This is a genomic window from Halobellus marinus, from assembly GCF_032113415.1.
Classification (GTDB): Archaea; Halobacteriota; Halobacteria; order Halobacteriales; family Haloferacaceae; genus Haloquadratum; species Haloquadratum marinus.
The window spans coordinates 3,219,253-3,237,905 of record NZ_CP134946.1 but is presented as its reverse complement, the minus strand read 5'-3'; the positions used below and the strand labels follow the sequence as shown (position 1 = coordinate 3,237,905).

Sequence of the window (18,653 nt, the reverse complement as noted above, 5' to 3'; positions counted from 1 at the left end):
ATGTCACTCCTCTCTGTGCGGGACCTGCACGTGGAGTATGCCACTGCCGATGGACCAGTCGGTGCAGTGGATGACGTCTCACTCGAGATCGAGCCAGAGTCAATCGTTGGCATCCTTGGTGAATCCGGATGCGGCAAATCGACTCTCGCCAAAGCGATTATGCGGTCACTTCCAGACAACGGCTCCATCCAACAGGGGGAGATTCAGCTTCACGATGAAGACCTGTCTGAGATGTCCGAATCACGGCTTCGTGAGATCCGATGGGAGACCATCGCGTACATCCCACAGAGTGCGATGGGGAGTCTCGATTCGGTCTACACCATCCGTGAACAGCTTACAGAGGCGATTCACGCTCATCGCACGGAGACCACTAAAACGGAGGCGATCGACCGCGCCAAAGAGGTGTTGCGTACCGTTGGTATGGACCCGTCACGTATCGAGGATTACCCGCACCAACTCAGTGGCGGTATGCGTCAACGAGTATTGCTCGCGATGGCGCTGATTCTTGAGCCCGATATCGTCATCGCTGACGAACCGACGACGGGGCTGGACGCGTTGATCCGCGACAAGGTACTAAGTGATCTCGAAACGTACCGTGACGAGTTCGGAATCTCTCTGGTGTTCGTGTCTCACGACATCGCTGATCTCGTCGAAACATCGGATCGCCTAGCCGTAATGTATGGTGGCAAAATCGTCGAACAGGGCCCCAGCAGGGAGGTGATCGATGAGCCTATTCATCCGTATACGATTGGGCTGAAAAACTCGCTGCCGGAGATTCATTCGACCCCAGAGGACCTAATCGCGATGGGAATGAATCCACCAAATCTTCGGGATCCGCCGAACGGCTGCCGATTCGTCGAGAAGTGTCCCTACGAAACTGAGGAATGTCGGACCACACACCCGGAGTTCCGCGAGGTCCGACCTGGAACAAGGACAGCGTGCTACCGCGCAGATGAGGCTGATCACCTCCGCTCGCAGGCAAAGGAGGTGACGTGGAGCGATGAGTGATTCTGAGTCCGCTGATGCGAGGACCCAACCGATGGACGAGCAGCCAGTCCTCGATATCCAGAATCTTCGCAAGTACTATCCAGTCTCAACAGGCTTGCTGAGCCGGATGATCGGGGAGCAACGGTATATCAAAGCTGTCGACGATGTCAGCCTCACACTCCGCGAGGAAGAAGTAGTCGGTATTATCGGCGAGTCTGGGTCGGGCAAATCAACGTTAGTCGAGACAGTACTTCGGCTTGAGGAGCCGACCGGTGGATCGATCCGATTCAAGCGGGCAGATCTGACGAGTGCAAGTAAAACGGCTCTGCGCCGCCACCGTGAAGACGCCCAAATCATATTTCAGGATCCGTACGATACGCTCAACCCACAAAAGACGGTATTCCAGGCAATTGCCGAGCCACTTCGCAACTTCCGAGAACTGGAGTATGATGAGCTCCGAGAACGAACTGCGGAGATTCTCCACGAGGTGGGACTCCGACCAGCAGAGGAGTATCTCGATACGTATCCTAGTCAACTCTCGGGTGGGCAGCGCCAGCGTGTGAACATCGCTCGTTCAGTCGTCCTTGACCCATCGCTGCTGATCGCGGACGAACCAGTGTCGATGTTGGACGTCTCGTTGCAGGCCGGGATCATTAAGATGCTCGATCGGCTGAAGCAAACGATTGGATTCTCGATGCTGTATGTCTCACACAATCTGCCGGTTGTTCGATTGGTCGCAGATCGAATTGGAGTGATGTACCGTGGCCGATTAGTCGAACTCGGTTCCGCGGATGATATCATCGAGAACCCCAAACACCCCTACACTCGAGCACTGGTAGCAAGCCTTCCCTCGATCACGGAGCGACGTGACCGCATCGAACTTCCCGAACAGCAGGGCAAGGACCACGAACTCCCGTCAGGCTGTCGCTTCCGGGATCGCTGCCCTGACGCAATGGCAGAATGTGCAAATCGTACTCCGGACCTCGAGACAGTCGCTGATCACGACGTGGCCTGTTTCCTCCACCACGACCACGGAACAGATACTGTATGACACCATCAGTTGGGGGTGTCTTCGCCAAATACATCATGAAAAATCAATTAATTATTTATATCAGTATGTTTAACCCACGAGCGAGGTATGACAGACCATAGTACTCGGGACGCGGGTATGCTCGATAATCTCAACAGACGGCAGCTTCTCACGTCAGGTGGTGCGACAACCGTAGCCCTCCTTGCAGGCTGTGGTGGTCAGCAAGGCGACGGTGGAAGCGACGGTGGAAGTAGTGACGGTAGTGGAAGCGACGGTGGAAGTAGTGACGGTAGTGGAAGCGACGGCACCAATACCAACGAGCCCGGTGAGCAAGTCGGAACTCAGACGATGGAGGTCGGACAGTTGACCTACTTCCCGGATCTTGGGCAGCAGATGAAACAACAGTGGGGGGAACTCGGTGTTGACTTCGAGGTGGAGACAAGCACGTGGGGATCCTTCGTCACGCGGATTTACGTCGATAACAAGTTCACAGACTCGACACTATCTCCCTGGGGGTCTTCGCCAGACAGAATTGATCCGAACTTCCATCTTTCGACGTACTCCTCGGATTCGTCGCTGAACATTTCGGGGTACTCAAACGAAGAGTACGACAAGGCATTCCAAAACCAGAAGACTGCCTTCGATGAAGAGGAACGGAACGAGTATATCAAACAGTGTCAGACGATTCTTCGGGAAGACCTGCCAGAAATCGTAATTAATTGGCCTAAGGCGACGCTTCCGGTCAACAGTTCCAAGTGGAATATCAAACCAACCAAGTTCATCGGTGCTCGGACCACTGGGACGATGACTGTGCTTACAGCTGAGCCGACTGGTGATACCCAACGGTTAGTTGTCGGGGCCCAACAGGAACTCACAACTCCCAACCCACTGGCGCCTGGTTCGAACGACGTCCAGTATCTGTTCAAGATGGCCTACGACACGCCACGCCGCGTGGGTCTAGACGGGACTGCCCAAAACTGGGCTGTTGAGGAGTTCGAGAATGTGGACGACTCAACGATCGATATGACGCTTCGGGAGGGGATGAAGTGGCACGATGGGGAAGACGTCACCGTCGATGATCTGAAGTTCACATTCGACTTCTTCACCGAGTATTCGTTCCCGAAATACGACCCGTACGTGTCGAGCGTGGAGAGCACGTCGATCCAGACAGACCGAACGCTTCGAGTGAGCTTGAAAGAGCCGAACGTCGCATTCTTGACATCAGCGATGACGTTTATGAATATCCTCCCGAAGCACATCTGGGAATCCGTCCCCGATAAGGTCGACCAGCCGGTCAACTACAACATGCCGGTTGATGAGATGGTCGCTAGTGGTCCCCTGAAGATCACAGACAAGACCACCGACGAACTACAGATGGAGAAGTTCGATGATCACTTCCACGACCTTCCCTACGAGGAGTTCGTCTTCGTCAACCGTGCGAGTACGGAGGCGATCCGTGCAGGCTTCGTCGAGCAGAACATCCATATGACTACGTCGTCACCTTCGCCGAGTGTGACGAATGAACTTGCCAAGAAAGATTACATCAAGAAATCGGTTGCACCGTCGGTCCTCCAGATGAAGTTCAGTTTCGATCTCAGCACGAAGCCCTGGAACGACCCTGCGTTCCGAAGGGCGCTACTCGCAGCGACCGATGCGAAGAAGATCTCGCAACTCTTCTTCAACGGCGCCGCCAACGAGGCTGATGGGACCATCATCCATCCTGAACAGAAGTGGGGACGCAACGACCTCGAAAGTGTCGGATCTGCCGACGTTGAGAAAGCTAAAAGCATCCTGCGGGACGCCGGCTACACCTACGACAATAATGGGAATCTGCACTACCCGTCGTAGTTGTACCCCTTCACTCACATAATTTATTTTATGCTGCATCATACCGACCTGACCATATCGCTCAAAAGGGGGATACTGAATGGCTAACAACGTCACTAACTACGTCGCCTGGCGCCTTGCCCGGTTCGTCTTCCTACTGTTCGCGCTAATCACGATTATTTTCTTCCTATTCCGGGTGATGCCCGGCGATCCGACAGCGTTACTGCTGACCGGGAACTTCTCCGAGGAAGCGCGTCAGGCGATGCTGGAAAACTTCGGACTTGACAAGCCGCTGCACGAACAGTATTTCATCTTCATCGTCAACATCTTTCAGGGTGAGTTCGGCCGGTCGTACTTCTACAAGGAACCGGTCCTGGACGTGATTATCCCACGGATGGTCAACACTCTATTGATTATGATCCCGGCGCTGAGTCTCGTAATGATCAACGCCTACATCACGGGATCGTACCTCGGCTGGAACAAGGGAACGCTCCGCGAGCGGATCGGCACGTATCTGCCGCTGTCTCTGCGGGCAATGCCACACTTCGTGCTCGGGCTGTTCTTGCTGATGATTTTCTCCTACTGGCTGAACTGGTTCCCGATCGGCGGGATGGGCCCGATTGGCGGGAGAGAACTCAACCTGATTGAGACGATCACGTCACCAACGTTCTACAAATACGCGGCACTCCCGTTTGCGACAGCGCTATTCCACTATATTGGGGATCCACTACTGTTGATGCGGAGCAACATCATCAGCGAGCGGAACAAAGACTACATCGAACTGCTCGAATTGAAGGGATTGTCTCCCAGAAAGGTTCGAGAACACGCCGCTCGGAACAGTCTCCTGCCGCTGCTCACGTGGCTCACGCCGATGGTTGGGGTTGCATTTGGTGGCCAGATCCTCATAGAGGTCGTCTTCTCGTGGCCCGGGATCGGTCGGGCGCTTGTACTCGCCGCACAGCGTCAGGACTTCCCGATCGCTCAGGCAGCCTTTTTCATCATTGCGTTCCTCGTTTTGCTCACCAACCTGATCGTTGACTTGGCATACGGCTACTTCGATCCCCGCATTACCTACGGTGAATCATGAGTACGAGTGACCTCACGCAGTACCGGGATGCACTACGCCGGGCGGGCAACCAGACGTATGAGTTCCTCAAACCGGCTCTCAAGCAACGGTGGAGTCGGTGGGGACTGTACGTCATCGCGATCTACGTCCTGCTTGGAATCTTTGGGCCGTATCTCCCGCTCCCGGAGGCATTCACGAGTGTTCAGGGGGCGAACGGCGGATACGCCAAACTCAGTAGACCGAGCCTCGCTCATCCGCTCGGCACGACCTCCCTGGCGTACAGTGTTCTCGCACGGACACTCTACTCGTTCCGCACCTCGTTGTTAGTCGGGCTATTGTCCGCGCTGCTCGTGATTGGGATCGGAGTTAACGTCGGACTTGTCGCTGGATACTACGGTGGTCGTGTCGAGAGCGTGTTTATGGGGTTGACCGATCTGATGTTCGGATTACCCTTCTATCCGTTTGCGATTGTGCTCATTGCAATCCTTGGTTCTTCGATGATCAACGTCGCAATAGTTATCGCATTGGTATTCTGGCGTGAGATCGCTCGTGTCACGCGTTCCGAGACACTGTCGCTCAAAGAGCGGACCTACATCAAGAGCGCACGGGCTGCAGGCTCGTCGAATCTAAAGATTATGTACTATCACATCTTGCCGAACCTGATGCCGCTGATCCTCATCTACTTCGTGTTCGGCATCACGTGGGGGATTCTCCTGGAGGCGAGCCTGAGTTTCATTGGACTCGGAGATCCCGACACGGTCAGTTGGGGACTGATGCTACACAACGCGTTCAGCGCCGGTGCACTCACCCAAGCATGGTGGTGGGTGATTCCGCCTGCACTGGCGCTGTGGCTGTTCATCTGGAGTCTCTACGTCGTCGCTCGAGCACTGGAAGACAACATCGACACCAACGTTGAAGGCGGCGCGTAACTGCACTCTGCTGTTCTCTTTTCTGGCCGTAGTCTCAATTACTCGGTGTTTTCTTATGGCGTGAAGTGGATTTGACCAATCAGGGCCGTGCAGTCACCAGACTCAGGACGCGTCGAGCACTTCGAGTACGTCGACCGCCTTCGACAACGGTGAGGCTCCGTGGTCGAACGACAGCCGATTCACCGTTCGGAAAGCGCATATTCGCGCTCCGACTGATATGCTTCGATCGTCCGCTGAATGTCGACGAGCGCCGAAAGCAGCGGGTAGTTGTCCTCGAAGTCCCGATAGAGATAGGTCGGGATGTCGGGAGCCTCCGGCGTGAGATTGAACACGTCTCGTTGCCGCTTGATCGCCGTCTGACGGTCGCCGGCGATTCGGTCGACCTTCGTCGCGAGCAGCCGCAACCGGTTCCATTCGGCTTCGAGTGCTCCGTAGCTCTCCGTTCCGGAGCACTCAGGGGAGAAGGTTCGGAGTTCGTCGGTTATCGGCCGGAGTCTGTTTTCGACCGCACCGACAGAATCGGCTTCGATTTCGAGCGTCTGCAGGAATTGGTCACGTTCGCGCCGACACTGGCGTGTCTTCTCCCGTAGCGCTGTCTTGAGGCGCTGGTCGAAACAGTTCCCTTCGGTGAGAAGCAGTCCCACTTCCGGACCGAATTCTTCGGTGACGCTCTGTTCGTAGGTATCGCCGTACTCTGCGTCGTAGTGGGGGACGCTCATAACGGTGGATTCGTAGGCATTTCGTACGCTATCGAGTCCCACCGTCCGTTCCACCTGCAACGGCTGTGTGACCCCGGCGGCGTGATCCGGCTTCGTCGGCTCGATGGATTCGAGACGGGACCGAAAATCGTCGAACGCTTCGCGTTCGTCCCGCAGACACCGACGTTCCTGCTGGATCGAGGAACGGAGTGTGTCCAGGAGAGACAGAATCTCCGCTGTTTCGAGAACTGGTTCGGGAACCATAGCAAAAGATAGACTTGAAATGTAGTAAACTTTTATTATTTTCAAGCCCAGACGGGTCCTCATTTTGTGCTCGGCACGGAACAGTTCGCGGTGATCACTCTTGCAGTCGTGAATCGCCTCGGGGTCAAGCCCCGAGGCTTCCCGTTTCTACGACGTGACTTGCAGACACGGATTCGAGGTGAGTCGTGTCCGTAGCGGTCACAGTCTCCACGGGCGTGTCTTCGGGCCATCCCAGCCCTAGTTCAGAAAAGCCTCTCTGCAACACATTCATCGCCGCGTTCGCATCTCTATCCGTCTCGAATCCGCACGACGGACAGGAGTGTTCCCGCACCCAGATGGGCTTTGCCGTCTCCACACCACACGACGCACACTCCTTGGTCGTGCCTCGTGCTTCGACCTGTACGACGTGACAACCGTACAGGTCTGCTTTGTATTCCAGGAGGGTGATGAATTGTCGCCACGCCGCATCCTGCTTGTTCCGAGCGTTATGCGACTGTTCGAGCATCCCCTTCACGTCCAAGTCTTCCACGAACACGGCGTCGTACTCGCGGACGAGCCACGTCGTAATCTTGTGCTGGTAGTCCAGCACCTTCCGCTTGATGTGGCGTTTGACCTTGGCGACCTTCAGACGTTGTTTCTCGTAGTTGCTCGACCCCTTCTCTTTCCGTGAGAGTTTGCGTTGTTCTCCTCGAAGTCGTTCGTAGTCGTCTTCGAGGTCGAGCCAATCCACAGTGTGACCGTCGCTCGTGTGGATGTAGTTGAGTATTCCGAGGTCGATACCGACGCTGTTGCTCGCGTCAAGCGAGTCTACGTCGAGTTTCTCGGGCAGGTCAGCTTCATCAGTTTCCAAACCAAATGTGACGAACCACTCGCCAGTCCGTTCCTTCTTGAACGTGACCTCTTTGATGGTGGCGTGGTCGGGAATCGGACGGTGGTAACGAATCTTCACCCAGCCAATTTTGCTGAAGCGGACGTACGCATACTTGTCGCGCCCCCTCTTTTCATCGAGGTCGAAACCGGACTGGTTGTACGTCGCGCTTCGGTAGTCGGTAGGTGCTTGCCGTTTGAGCCGACCAACGTTGTACCCCTTCTCTTTCTTCTTGCGAAGATTCGAGAGGTTTCGATGGAAGCGTGCAACGGTGGCTTGGGCGGCCTTCGAGTGAAGTTCACTGAAGACAGGCCACTTGCGTTTCCACTCAGGGAGTTTGTTGTTCTGGTCGTACTCACTCGGCTTATCGTCCTCTGGGGCTTGTTCGTAGTCCCAGCGGACGTGGTTGTAGAGTTGGCGATGAACATCTAGATGGTGTTCCAGTCCCTCCGCTACCTCTCCTTTTGGGTAGGCGTGGTAGCGGTGACTGTGTTCCATCGCTGTCTCTTGATTAGGAACGTTTTGACTTAGTGGTTTGTATCACGAGTCGTCGGCTTCATCCCCGAGGTCAAGCCTCGGGGTATTCGCCTTGTCCGCTGATAAAATGAGAGAAACCACTATCCGTCGCCTTCAGAGGCCGAAATCACTATTTGAAAATTTCTATTTATAAATAAATATATTTTTTATAATATTTTGTCTCTCTGAAATTTTTACTTTGACTTAAGTAATCCAGCAGTAGCCAGCCGTGGTGAGATCGGTCGTTAGATGTCCAAAATGAGTGTTTTAGACCACTTTTCCCGCAATAAGTATCAGTCTGGAATTACGCCAGTGACAGAGAGGAGACCAGATCGAAAGTTAATATATCAAATAAAAATTATATATTGTGTTTTGGTGTTTACTGAATCCGACCGTACACTCCCTATCCACAAGTCGGGCCGATCAGACCTGGATTCGATTCGGCTCTCTCCCGGTAATCAAGGCAGGTACCTGATACTGATCACTCTCGTCTCTTCCCGCCGAGCGCGACCTCCGTTGACGGCGCTCGGCGGGGAAACAGTGAGAGGAATCAGTATTCCGGCTCGACCCCGAGGGTGAAGTCTGCACCGAAGTACGCTCGGTCGTTCGATCCACCGGTCATCCGTTTCACACTCACAAGTCGACCTCTCATCGTGCCGTGACGGGTCCCCGGGGCGGAGCCTTTTGTACGAAGCCGAACGAGGTCCCACCGTGAGCGGGAATCGAGCGGAGGTAACGGAACTGACCCGTCGGCTCGTGTCGATTCCGAGCCACGAGGACGAGACGGCCGCGGGCGACGAGATCGAGGCGTGGCTGCGCGCGGAGACCGACGCGACTGTCCGGCGTGACGACCACGGCAACGTCTTCGCACAGCGGGGAGAGGGGGCGGCCTCACTGGCGCTCGTCGGCCACCACGACGTCGTTTCGCCCGACGGCTCGCAGGTCGAATCCGGGGCGGAGAGCGACGGCGAGGCCGCGTACGTCGTCGAGGAGCGCGACGGGCGGTTGTACGGCCGCGGGACGGCGGATATGAAAGGCTCCCTCGTAGCAGCGATGTGCGCGTTCCGCGACGCCGATCCCGCGGGTGAACTCGTCTTCGCCTCCTTCGTCGGCGAGGAGGCGGGCGGCGTCGGCGCACGCGCCGCCATCGACGACGGGTTCGCGCCCGACTACGCCGTCGTCGGCGAAGGGTCGACGAACTACGCGGGCGCAGATCAGACCGACGTGGCCGTCGCCCACCACGGCCGGCGGGGATCGACGCTCACTGCCCGTGGCACGGCCGCACACGCCAGCGAGCCCGAGGCGGGTAAGAACGCGGTCTATCGCGCCTGCGACGCGGTGGACGTCGTGCGCGACCTCGACGCGCCGTCGACGGGAGTTCTCGGTGAACACGTCTGTGGGAGTGTCGTCGTGACCGAGATCGAGGGGGGGTCTGCGTGGAACGTCATCCCGGAAACCTGTTCGGTGACAGTCGACGAGCGCACCGTCCCCGGCGAGCGCACGCCGCTCGAACGCGCCGAGCAGATAGACGGCGTCGAATGGACCGTCGACCAAGATCTCCCGCCGATGGCCTGCGACGACGAGGCGTTCGCCGACGCCGCCCTCGCCGCGGCCGACGCGGCCCAGTCGGCGACGCCGGAGCACGTGACCAAACCACACGCGACCGACGCCGGGTGGCTCGCGGCCGCCGGGACGGCCTGCCTCGTCGCGGGCGCCGCAGCGCCCGGCGAGGCCCACACCGCCACCGAGAGCGTCTCGATCGACGCGCTGCAGCGGTGCCGCCGGCTCTACCGGGATCTCGCGGAGCGGTGGCCCGAGGGACGAAACTGAGATGAGAGCGGGAGAAACGCGCTACAGGTGCTGCGGCTCCGGCGCCGGCGGCATCGACCGCTTGTGGGCGCTTCGCTCGTAGAGTTCCACGACGCGTTCGATCTGCGCTTCGGTGACGTCGAGATGGCGAACGGTGGCGGCCGTCGACAGCGGCCCGTCGACGTGGAGCGCGAGGATCGCATCCAGCGTGTCGTAGTCCAGTCCCATCTCCGCTTCGTCGGTCTGGCCGGCCCACATCTCCGCGGAGGGGGTCTTCGCGACCAGTTCTTCGGGGACGTCGAGCGACGCCGCGAGCTGGCGGACCTGCTGTTTGTAGAGGTTGCCGATCGGGTTGCAGTCGACCGCCTGATCGCCATACTTGGTGAAGTAGCCGGTCAGCGCCTCCGAGCGGTTGCCGGTCCCGAGGACGACCTTGTTCTCGTAGTTCGCCACGAAGTAGTTCATCACGGCCCGCGTCCGGACGTAGACGTTGCCGGCGGCCGTCCGGTCGTCCTCGGCCTCGGGGAATGCCTCGAAGAACGCCTCCGCGATGGGCTGGATCTCCACGACGTCGTAGGTGATCCCGAGTTCCTGTGCGACCCACTCGGCGTCGCTCATATTGTCCTCGGTGTTCACCACGCTCGGCATCACCAGCCCGTGGACGCTGTCGGCGCCGAGCGCCTCGACCGCCAGGTACCCGACGGTCGTGCTGTCGATGCCGCCCGAGAGACCGAGCACCGCCCCTTCGGCGCCCGCGTCGTCGACGACGTCGGCGATGAAGGTGGTGAGATGCTCCACCGTCGATTCGAGCTCCGGATCGGAGAGTCTCAGATCCAGCGGTGCGTCCTCGTCGAGAACCGCCTGTTCGGTGGTCATCGACAGTCAGTACCGACTCGGGACACTAATACTCACCTCTTCCGGTTGATATATGAACGATCGTATACTTCCGCGCGCTATTTTACCGGATTCATCCACAGAATCGCGAACCGACGGCCACGTTGTGATACTTGCGAAACCAGCGTGAGCAGATCGAGCGGCAGCTATCGTAGTGATTGCAACTGATTATTCATCCGATCGCACGCTGTCGTACGATCGTGTGAACGAAGACTCGCAAACGCTCCTATAACAACTGCACGCCAGGGAGCCTCGCTGCGATGACCGACAGCTTATGTTTTTGCATCGACTTGATGTAACCACGTCGTCCGAACGTGAGAACGACTACCGCTCCCGACGGGCGGAGAGATAGCCGCTCTCTCGGTCCGTCTCGGACGACCCTTCGGATCACACAATGAACCTTCGTACCCTGGGATCGTACACGCTCGGTGCGATCGTTGTCGTCTTCGTCGGCTCGCTTCTCGTCGGGCAACTGCTCGGACAGCCCGTACTCTTGGCGTTCGTCGAAACCGGGAGTATGTCGCCGACGCTCGAACCCGGAGACGGCTTCATCGCTGTGCCGGCCGAGATTGCGGGCCCGGTCGAGGAGGGTGACGTCGTCACGTTCCGTGCGGAAACTCTCAACGGCGGCTCACTCACTACCCACCGTGTCGTCGACGAGACGAGCAGCGGATTCATCACAAAGGGGGACGCGAATCCCGTGACTGATCAGGACGGCGACGAGCCGCCGGTCGAACGCGACCAGATCGTCGCCAAGGCGCTTCAGGTCGGCGGGACCGTTGTCGTCATCCCCAAAGTCGGCGTGCTCGTCACCGGGGTCAACGACCTCCTCTCGACCGTCCAGCGCACGCTGGCGACGATGCTCGGAACGCGGGCACTTCTCGGAACCCAGGGGCTCGCGTACTTGCTGTTCGCCGTCGGCGTGCTGTCGTACGTCGTAAGCGCGGCTCTCGCATCCGAAAAGCGGGAACGGCGAACCAGACGGGAGACCGGGGTGCTCGACGCACGGCTCGTGATCGTCGGTCTCACTGCCGTGTTGGTGCTGATTCTCACGTTGAGTATGGTGGCCCCTGCGGGCGTACAGACGTTCACGTTCGTCAGTTCGCAGTCCGACGCACCGGGACCGAGCGTCATCCCCACCGGAGAAAGCGAGAATCTGACGTACGTGGTCCCGAGCAACGGACTCGTGCCGACGGTCGTCTACCTCGAACCGGGAAGCGAGGGGATCAACGTGACCCCACAGCGGTTGTACGTCGGGAGCGGGGGCCAGGCGAACGCGACTGTCACGATCTCTGCGCCGCCCGAGACGGGGAGTTACGAACGGACACTCGTCGAACATCGCTACCTGGCACTGCTCCCACGGTCGATCATCCACGGCCTGTACACGGTCCATCCGTGGCTTCCGATACTGGCGATCAACGCCCTCGTGGGGCTCGGCTTCGTGGGGATCGCATCCGCGGTCGTCGGCTGGGGGGCGATCCGCGTCGACTCCCGCACCAGACAGCCGTTACTGCGGCGACTGCGCCGATGGTTCCGCTGACTGGTGGGCGGGCCCGGGCGTCGAACCACTTGAACGTCGAATCGCCTATACGTCGAACCACTTGAACGTCGAATCGCCTATACGTCGAACCACTTGAACGTCGAATCGCCTATACGTCGAACCACTTGAACGTCGAACCGCCTATACGTCGAACCACTCGGTCAGTGCCGTCTCGTCGGTCATAAAGTAGTAGACCAGATCGCCCTGCACGACGGCGTACGCGTCAAGGCTCCGATCGTAGATCACGCGGCCGTTGGAGTCGATCGCGATGTCGACCAGATCTTCGAGGGAGTCGGTCCGGATGTACTCTTTGTCCGACTTCGTGGGGATCTCGCCGTTTGAGATCCACTCGTCGTATCGCGAGCGGGCCAGGTCGGTCTCGACTCCCAAGGGGTCGATCTCCCGGGAGCGACGGAGGACGGCGACTGCGCCGGCAAGCAGCCCGATTCCGAGGGCCCCGAGACCGCCCACGGTCGTCATATCGGGCGAGCCGACGGACCGCCGCGTCACCGGGGTGCTGTGGGTGCGACTCGCCGAGAGGTCGCCGTCGATCCAGTACGTGTTCCCGGAGAGCGCAAGCGGCGCGGACGTGGTGAGGGTGCCCGCGTAGTCGTTTGTCTCGTAGGTCACGCTCAACTGGAGCGTGACCTGAAGGCTCCCGGCACCCGAGACGGCGCTCTGTTTCTCGGAGACGTACGATCGGATATCCTCCATATCCATCGTGGTGTTCACCCAGACCGTTCCGTCGGACACCCGGGTCTGGTCGGCAGCGACGAGCTGCTGGTCCTCGTAGAACGTCTGCCCGTCGCGGGTCGCCCGGAGCTGGATGACGTGCCGCTGGGAGACGTTGACCTGCTGGTCGCCCGGCACATCGGTTCGGATGCGCAACGTCAGATCCGGCGACGCCTCGAAGAAGTAGATCGGCATATCGCGCAACACCTGCCCCTCCTCGTAGAGGGGTGTGGCGTTCCGGACGACGGCTGACGTCTCCGTCGACGTCTGGATCGTCTGCGTGTTGGTGTTCTCGGTGACCTCCTCGACGGGCGGGTTCAGGTACGTGTTCGCCGCGCCGCCTACGGCGACGAGTCCCAGAACTACCATCCCGAGGGCGATGAACCGGCCGTACCGGCCGATCACCAGCTCGATCTGCTTTGTTACCGACATAGTCCCCGTGGCCTTCCCGGCATCTATCCGGAATCGTTATTCGAGCGACAAAACTGCTTCGCAGGTCGGTATCGGTCGTGGAACGTTCGGTCGGACGACAGCGGAATCAGGCCGTGTCCTGCACCGTCGCCGTCGAGAAGTTGCCGTCGGCGTCGTATGCGGTCACGGTGAGGGTGTACAGTTGGCCTTTCGCGACGTTGTATTTCGAGTCGTCCGGCTGGATCGTCTCCTTGTTGTTCTTGTAATCGAAGGTGCCGCCGAGCGTGATAGTTTTCGAGGCGACGACCGTGCCGCCGGACTCGCCCTCGGTGACTTCGAGTTCGATCCGGTCGAGGTCACCGTCGCCGTCGTTGTCTTCCACGAAGACTTTCGTCTCCCACTCGTCTTTGTTCCGCCGCGCGCTGAACTCGTTGTCCTTCGTCGGCTTCTTGATCCGGACGACGCCCTTCACGTTGCCGGATTCGGCGTCGACGCTTCCGGAGGTGTCCAGCGAGAAGTTCGAGCCGCTGATACTGACGCTGTACGGAATCGTTCCCGTGACGGCCGCGTCGATGTCGACGTACTGTTCGTTCCCGCTCATCACGTTGAACGTCACCGAACAGCCCGATTCGCCGTCGTTGTCGTAGAGCGTCCCGTCCGAACAGGTGTCGAGCGAGACCGTGATGTCCAGTGCGGCGGGCCTGTTGTTCTCGAATTTGACCATCGGCTCCCGGCTGTTCTTTTTCACGGTCCCCTGGCCGACGACGCCGACCATCGCGTTGTCCGCGGACGCGACGCTGAAGTTCCCGGTTCTCTGCGCGTTCACCGAACTGAACGCCCCCGTCGCGATGTTCTCGCCGCCGAGGCCGATGACGGTCGCCGCGCTACCGAGGACGAGTAGGAATTTGCGGCGACTGCCGCCGCCGGACCGCCGGCGTCGCTTGCGAGGCATCTTATGCACCCCCGCGTTGGCTCCGACAGACGACGATGGGATGGCTGTTGGTCATAGGGGTTCGGTGCCCGCGAGAGACGGTATTCGGGCCTGCTGGTGGTCCGTCGAATATCGACGCTCTGTCGTGTTATTTAGGCTTCACGATGGTAAATGCTTCGCACGATTGTCAGCGCGGCGCAAATGCGGCAGAAGAGCGTCGTCGGCCGCCGCCGACATCGACGATCAGTCGGCGGACATCCCCCGATCGAACCGCGGCTCGAACGTCGGCAGGAACTGCAGCGCCGAGGTCGCAGTGTCCTCGTTTTCGTTCGTATCGGCGGCCCGAATCCGGACGAGGTACTTCTGTGAGGGGTCCACGTCGGCCGTCGGAATTCCCGGGATGTACACGGGCGAAGCCTCGTAAACGTCCGTCCGCCCGAAGTCGACGGTCTGGCGGGCGACTTCGGTCCCCCCGGCCGTGCGGATGGAGATCTCGACGGTCTCGAGGTCGCCGTTCGGATCCTCCACGCGCAGCGTCGAGATCTCGAACTCGTTGCGGTGGGTGTCCCAGGAGGGGTCTTCGAAGGCCGTGATCCGGGGTCCCTGGCGTCGCCGAATCGGGATCGCGACCCAGCCCGGCAGCGACGGGAGGCCGTACCACCACAGCCGGAGCGCCACGATGGGAACGAGGATGAGTAGACTCGCCGTCACGAGCCACGAGAGCACTGGGATCCCCCGAGATGAGACGATACTGAGTACGCCACTGCCGCCGGCAGTAGCGGGACCGACAGTGATCGTCGTCTCCGCTGTCGCGTTCGCGCCGTACTCGTCTTCCGCCGTCGCCGTCACGTCGTAGGATCCGTTCTCGAACGTGTAGTTGACCGTCCGTCCCTCCGCCTGGGTGCCGTTCGGGAGGTCCCAGGTGACGGTGACGTTCCCGACCTCGTCGGTGACGTTGGCGCGGAGGGTCGTCGAGTTGTTCGCGGTGACGCGCTCGGGCGTCTCGATGGCGATCTCCGGTTCGTCGTTCACGAGGATCCGATAGTCCGTCGTGTCCGTATTCCCGAGCGCGTCGGTGACTCGCAGGGTGACGTTGTAGATGCCGGGCTCTTCGAACTCCGACTGGACGTTCTCGCCCTGCACGGTGGTGCCGTCCGGGAGCGTCCACTGGTAGGTGACCTCCGGGCTACTGAACACGGCGAAGGGGCTGAAACCGGTGGTCCGCGCCTCCAGGACGACCGCCTCCTCGGTCGTCGAGACCACGTTCGTCCTGAGTAGCTCCCACCCGTTCTCGGTCAGATGGCCGATCCGGGCGTTCGCGGGATCGGTCACCCCGAGTCGCTCTCTCGACACTTCCATCCGGACCATCGCCGGCTGATCCTCCTGGCCGGGAGGCGCCTGAATGTCGACGGCTTTGACGATCCGGCGCTCGCGGTCGACGCCGTTCGTCCGGTTGATCGTCGACCGCCTGCCGTCCAGTGTGACCTCCTCGCCGACGAGGGTGAGCGTGTCGACACCGCGCGAACGGAGCTGCTCGGTCTGTTTGGCCGATTGCTCCGAGAAGTCTGCCCGCGTGATCACCGCACGCGGCTCAGGCTTCGAGCCGGGGTTCGGATCGTCGGGGATCGTCTCGGGGTCCATCTCCTCGACGGTGAACGATTCCGCCGGTTCCGACTCGGTCCCGTTGTCGGTGCCGTTCTCGGAGACCACCGTCTCCGGGGAGATGGGCTCGACTTCCACGCCTGTCGGTTCCTCCGAGACTCCCGGGCCACCCGTAGTCTCGTTCCCGCCCGTGCTCTCAGTCGTCTCGGGCAGCCGCGCGTGCAGGGAGATCTCGGACAGGAGCCTGTCGCCGACGGCCGTCTCCTCGGACCGCGTATCGACGGCGATGCTCACGACGAGCTGTTCGCCGGGCGCGAGCGTCCTGTCGTTTTCGGCGCCCTGGATCGCCCGCTGCTCGATGACGGGTTCGGTGCGGACGCCGCTCGAAAGCGCCTCGTAGAGGATGACCGAATCGGTCGCGTCGTGCGTGAGCCACACCCGCGCGTCGCGGTCGCCGCGGTTCTCGATCACGAAGACCTGCCGGATGACCGTCCGGCCGTTGTTGTTGACCCCGGGATCGGTCACGTCGACGCTGAGGTTCCCGTCCGCGCCGACGCTGGCGTACTCCCCGTTCGGCCCGTCGTAAGGGGCGAGGACGACGCCGTTGTCGTCGAAGACGTCGTCGGTGGCACCGATCGTGACCGCCCCGGTCGGGACGGCCAAGGCGAGAGCGACGGCGACGAGGAGTATTGGGGTGAGTTTGGTTGACGCCATTTTGTGTAGTCTCAGGGATGAATACGGCTATGTGGCTGTAGACGGTGCAGTGGCTCACGGGAGCAGCGGTAGGGCCGCCGAAGCAGCACCACAGGCTACTTATAGGATCCGCGAAAGATCGGATAACTTCGATTGTCGGGCGGACGTTACGGGTTAGACACGTTGGCGTATATCGTAATGTTGTTCAGGAGCTCAGCGTTCGGATCCACGTTCGTCGTGTCGATGGTCATAGAGACGTTAGCGGAATCTCCCGAACCGAGCTCCAGGTTATCGGGATTGTCACCTGCGCTGTCGACGGTGATGTTGTCGCCCGTGGTAGCGGAGCCGTTGTAGAACGTAACTGCGGTTGCGTTACCTCCTTCGCGGAGAATTTTCACATCGACGCCCTGCGACCCTTGATTCGTAATATTAATCACTTTATCCACTTCGGTAGTCGCATTGGTGTTCACGTTGGTGAGTTGGATTTCTACCTCTCCGTTGTTTACGCTCGCGTACTCCTCACCGTTATTGCTGTCGGCGGGTTGAATTGCCAGCAGCGCGTTCGCGTCACCGGCAGTGTTCACTTCGGCCGTCCGTTCCGCCTGCACGGTCGTGAACGCACCGCTCGCAGTCACCAGGCCGATGGCGGCGAAGACTGCGAACAGCGCGAACAGTTTTCCTTTGGGTCTCATAGTTGGATCGTTGGTTTCGTGTTTTCGTTGCCCGAGAGCCGACGCGACCGTCGCGCCAGCCCGTCAGGGCTTACTACCCCCTACACATCCCACCCCCTTTGTAAGCCCTACCTACCTGATGGTTAGCGGCTGCTAACAGTCGCTGTCAACACGGTTAGCATACGCTAATATTCGCTGAGATGGCAGTTAGGGAGGGCTAACAGCGCGTATTCGGGCAGTACGGGAAGCAGACCGATACGGATACAAACTGGGAAAGCGGCTTGGAAAGCGAGTCGAAGTTAGTTGGTCGTCGCCTGCGCGGTGACGGTGATCTGTCGGATCAGGTTTTCGTTCGCGCCGATGTTGGTCGTATCGACCTTGATGCTGACCGTCACCGACTCGCCGGGGGTCAGCGTATATGCCGTTCCGCCCTCGTCGGGTTCGAGTCCTCCGTCGGATGCTGAAGGGGTCTGGTCAGACGCGTTGTAGAACGTCACCACGTCCGGATTATCACCACTGTCGTTGATACTCACCTCGACCTCCTGGCTTCCCTGATTCGTGATGACGAACACCGACTGTACGTCCGTCGTCGCGTTGGGATTGACCCCGGTGGCGCTGGAGGTGTAGCCGGCGAGGTTAATTTCAAGTTCGCCGTTCGAGATGCGGGCGTACTCGTCGCCGTTCGGCCCCTCAGCGGGGTCCATCGCGAGCAGGGCGCTGCCGTCGCCCGCGACGTTCACTGTCGCCGTCCGGGACGCTTCGACAGAGGTGAACGCGCCGGTCGCGGTCACGAGGCTGACCGCCGCGAAGATAGCGAGGAGTCCGAACAGCCGTGTTTTGCGTCCCATAGTCGTGTGAGGCCGCCGTGCGCTCGTCTGAACGATACGGATCGACGGTGTTGGGGACGCGTACCCGCCTCGATCGAACGCCGCCGAGCGGAGCAGTCGGGTTGTGGCCCCCGCAACGACCGTCGATAAGCCTCTCCTAACTGTCCGTTCGTATCCAAGCCTCTTGTAGGATCCGGTTCTGAAGTCGAGAAGTAGTGGACATTGAAGCTCTTAACCAGCGATTTAGCCCACCATCGCTACAGCACTCGACGAAAGGGACGACAACCGTTGGTCGAGACAAGCGACAACTTTACGCCGAATCAGTCGGTCAAGTCATTTGTTACAGTTAACAGATGGC

Annotated in this window: 15 protein-coding genes; 7 read left to right on the top strand and 8 right to left on the bottom strand. The window is 59.6% G+C overall.

The genetic code is table 11. The features are described from left to right. The 5 genes from RJT37_RS16015 to RJT37_RS15995 all read left to right on the top strand — a co-directional run bounded on the left by RJT37_RS16015 (position 1) and on the right by RJT37_RS15995 (position 5,839). Positions 1 to 1,008 (top strand): ABC transporter ATP-binding protein, encoded by a 1,008-nt coding sequence (locus RJT37_RS16015; RefSeq protein ID WP_313686016.1) that lies wholly within the window; start codon positions 1 to 3, stop codon positions 1,006 to 1,008. A 31-nt stretch (positions 1,009 to 1,039) separates the two neighbouring features. Continuing rightward, positions 1,040 to 2,038, top strand: coding sequence for an oligopeptide/dipeptide ABC transporter ATP-binding protein (locus tag RJT37_RS16010; RefSeq protein WP_313686014.1), 999 nt, complete (start codon positions 1,040 to 1,042; stop codon positions 2,036 to 2,038). Between the two features lie 117 nt (positions 2,039 to 2,155). After that, positions 2,156 to 3,865, top strand: a complete 1,710-nt coding sequence (locus tag RJT37_RS16005) for an ABC transporter substrate-binding protein (protein WP_313686013.1) — start codon at positions 2,156 to 2,158, stop codon at positions 3,863 to 3,865. A 79-nt stretch (positions 3,866 to 3,944) separates the two neighbouring features. Continuing rightward, a complete protein-coding gene (locus RJT37_RS16000) occupies positions 3,945 to 4,931 on the top strand; it encodes an ABC transporter permease (RefSeq protein WP_313686012.1) in 987 nt (328 codons plus the stop codon). Further along, complete coding sequence (locus RJT37_RS15995; protein ID WP_313686011.1) at positions 4,928 to 5,839, top strand: ABC transporter permease; 912 nt, start codon at positions 4,928 to 4,930, stop codon at positions 5,837 to 5,839. The genes RJT37_RS16000 and RJT37_RS15995 overlap by 4 nt, the downstream gene beginning before the upstream one ends. 179 nt (positions 5,840 to 6,018) lie before the next feature. Here the strand turns inward: RJT37_RS15995 and RJT37_RS15990 are convergent, their stop codons facing one another. Both RJT37_RS15990 and RJT37_RS15985 read right to left on the bottom strand, forming a co-directional pair. After that, positions 6,019 to 6,801 carry a DUF7260 family protein gene (locus RJT37_RS15990; RefSeq protein WP_313686009.1) on the bottom strand — a complete coding sequence of 261 codons (783 nt, stop codon included), beginning with the start codon at positions 6,799 to 6,801 and terminating at the stop codon, positions 6,019 to 6,021. A gap of 124 nt (positions 6,802 to 6,925) precedes the next feature. Beyond that, positions 6,926 to 8,167 carry an RNA-guided endonuclease InsQ/TnpB family protein gene (locus tag RJT37_RS15985; RefSeq protein ID WP_313686008.1) on the bottom strand — a complete coding sequence of 414 codons (1,242 nt, stop codon included), beginning with the start codon at positions 8,165 to 8,167 and terminating at the stop codon, positions 6,926 to 6,928. 729 nt (positions 8,168 to 8,896) lie between these two features. Here RJT37_RS15985 and RJT37_RS15980 point away from each other — a divergent pair. Then, a complete protein-coding gene (locus RJT37_RS15980; protein WP_313686006.1) occupies positions 8,897 to 10,015 on the top strand; it encodes a M20 family metallopeptidase in 1,119 nt (372 codons plus the stop codon). 21 nt (positions 10,016 to 10,036) lie between these two features. On the opposite strand, the gene RJT37_RS15975 is transcribed toward RJT37_RS15980, so the two are convergent. Next, positions 10,037 to 10,870: an NAD+ synthase gene (locus RJT37_RS15975; protein WP_313686004.1), complete on the bottom strand. Its 834-nt coding sequence runs from the start codon at positions 10,868 to 10,870 to the stop codon at positions 10,037 to 10,039. A gap of 412 nt (positions 10,871 to 11,282) precedes the next feature. Between RJT37_RS15975 and RJT37_RS15970 the strand changes: the two genes are divergently transcribed. Then, complete coding sequence (locus tag RJT37_RS15970; protein WP_313686003.1) at positions 11,283 to 12,428, top strand: signal peptidase I; 1,146 nt, start codon at positions 11,283 to 11,285, stop codon at positions 12,426 to 12,428. A gap of 141 nt (positions 12,429 to 12,569) precedes the next feature. On the opposite strand, the gene RJT37_RS15965 is transcribed toward RJT37_RS15970, so the two are convergent. From RJT37_RS15965 to RJT37_RS15945, 5 genes are all read right to left on the bottom strand, one after another. Next, a complete protein-coding gene (locus RJT37_RS15965; RefSeq protein WP_313686002.1) occupies positions 12,570 to 13,592 on the bottom strand; it encodes a DUF5305 family protein in 1,023 nt (340 codons plus the stop codon). 106 nt (positions 13,593 to 13,698) lie between these two features. Next, on the bottom strand, positions 13,699 to 14,523 hold the full coding sequence (locus RJT37_RS15960) for a hypothetical protein (RefSeq protein WP_313686001.1): 825 nt from the start codon (positions 14,521 to 14,523) through the stop codon (positions 13,699 to 13,701). Between the two features lie 222 nt (positions 14,524 to 14,745). Next, complete coding sequence (locus tag RJT37_RS15955) at positions 14,746 to 16,818, bottom strand: PKD domain-containing protein (RefSeq protein WP_313686000.1); 2,073 nt, start codon at positions 16,816 to 16,818, stop codon at positions 14,746 to 14,748. Between the two features lie 146 nt (positions 16,819 to 16,964). Continuing rightward, complete coding sequence (locus RJT37_RS15950) at positions 16,965 to 17,489, bottom strand: hypothetical protein (RefSeq protein WP_313685999.1); 525 nt, start codon at positions 17,487 to 17,489, stop codon at positions 16,965 to 16,967. Positions 17,490 to 17,767: 278 nt separating this feature from the next. Next, positions 17,768 to 18,316 carry a hypothetical protein gene (locus RJT37_RS15945; protein ID WP_313685998.1) on the bottom strand — a complete coding sequence of 183 codons (549 nt, stop codon included), beginning with the start codon at positions 18,314 to 18,316 and terminating at the stop codon, positions 17,768 to 17,770. Positions 18,317 to 18,653 lie beyond the last annotated feature (337 nt).

Excerpts from the sequence above, each read along its gene's own strand:
- RJT37_RS16015 (WP_313686016.1), top strand. The coding sequence starts at position 1 with ATGTCACTCCTCTCTGTGCGGGACCTGCACGTGGAGTATGCCACTGCC.
- RJT37_RS16010 (WP_313686014.1), top strand. The coding sequence starts at position 1,040 with ATGGACGAGCAGCCAGTCCTCGATATCCAGAATCTTCGCAAGTACTAT.
- RJT37_RS16005 (WP_313686013.1), top strand. The coding sequence starts at position 2,156 with ATGCTCGATAATCTCAACAGACGGCAGCTTCTCACGTCAGGTGGTGCG.
- RJT37_RS16000 (WP_313686012.1), top strand. The coding sequence starts at position 3,945 with ATGGCTAACAACGTCACTAACTACGTCGCCTGGCGCCTTGCCCGGTTC.
- RJT37_RS15995 (WP_313686011.1), top strand. The coding sequence starts at position 4,928 with ATGAGTACGAGTGACCTCACGCAGTACCGGGATGCACTACGCCGGGCG.
- RJT37_RS15990 (WP_313686009.1), bottom strand. The coding sequence starts at position 6,801 with ATGGTTCCCGAACCAGTTCTCGAAACAGCGGAGATTCTGTCTCTCCTG.
- RJT37_RS15985 (WP_313686008.1), bottom strand. The coding sequence starts at position 8,167 with ATGGAACACAGTCACCGCTACCACGCCTACCCAAAAGGAGAGGTAGCG.
- RJT37_RS15975 (WP_313686004.1), bottom strand. The coding sequence starts at position 10,870 with ATGACCACCGAACAGGCGGTTCTCGACGAGGACGCACCGCTGGATCTG.
- RJT37_RS15970 (WP_313686003.1), top strand. The coding sequence starts at position 11,283 with ATGAACCTTCGTACCCTGGGATCGTACACGCTCGGTGCGATCGTTGTC.
- RJT37_RS15965 (WP_313686002.1), bottom strand. The coding sequence starts at position 13,592 with ATGTCGGTAACAAAGCAGATCGAGCTGGTGATCGGCCGGTACGGCCGG.
- RJT37_RS15960 (WP_313686001.1), bottom strand. The coding sequence starts at position 14,523 with ATGCCTCGCAAGCGACGCCGGCGGTCCGGCGGCGGCAGTCGCCGCAAA.
- RJT37_RS15955 (WP_313686000.1), bottom strand. The coding sequence starts at position 16,818 with ATGGCGTCAACCAAACTCACCCCAATACTCCTCGTCGCCGTCGCTCTC.
- RJT37_RS15950 (WP_313685999.1), bottom strand. The coding sequence starts at position 17,489 with ATGAGACCCAAAGGAAAACTGTTCGCGCTGTTCGCAGTCTTCGCCGCC.
- RJT37_RS15945 (WP_313685998.1), bottom strand. The coding sequence starts at position 18,316 with ATGGGACGCAAAACACGGCTGTTCGGACTCCTCGCTATCTTCGCGGCG.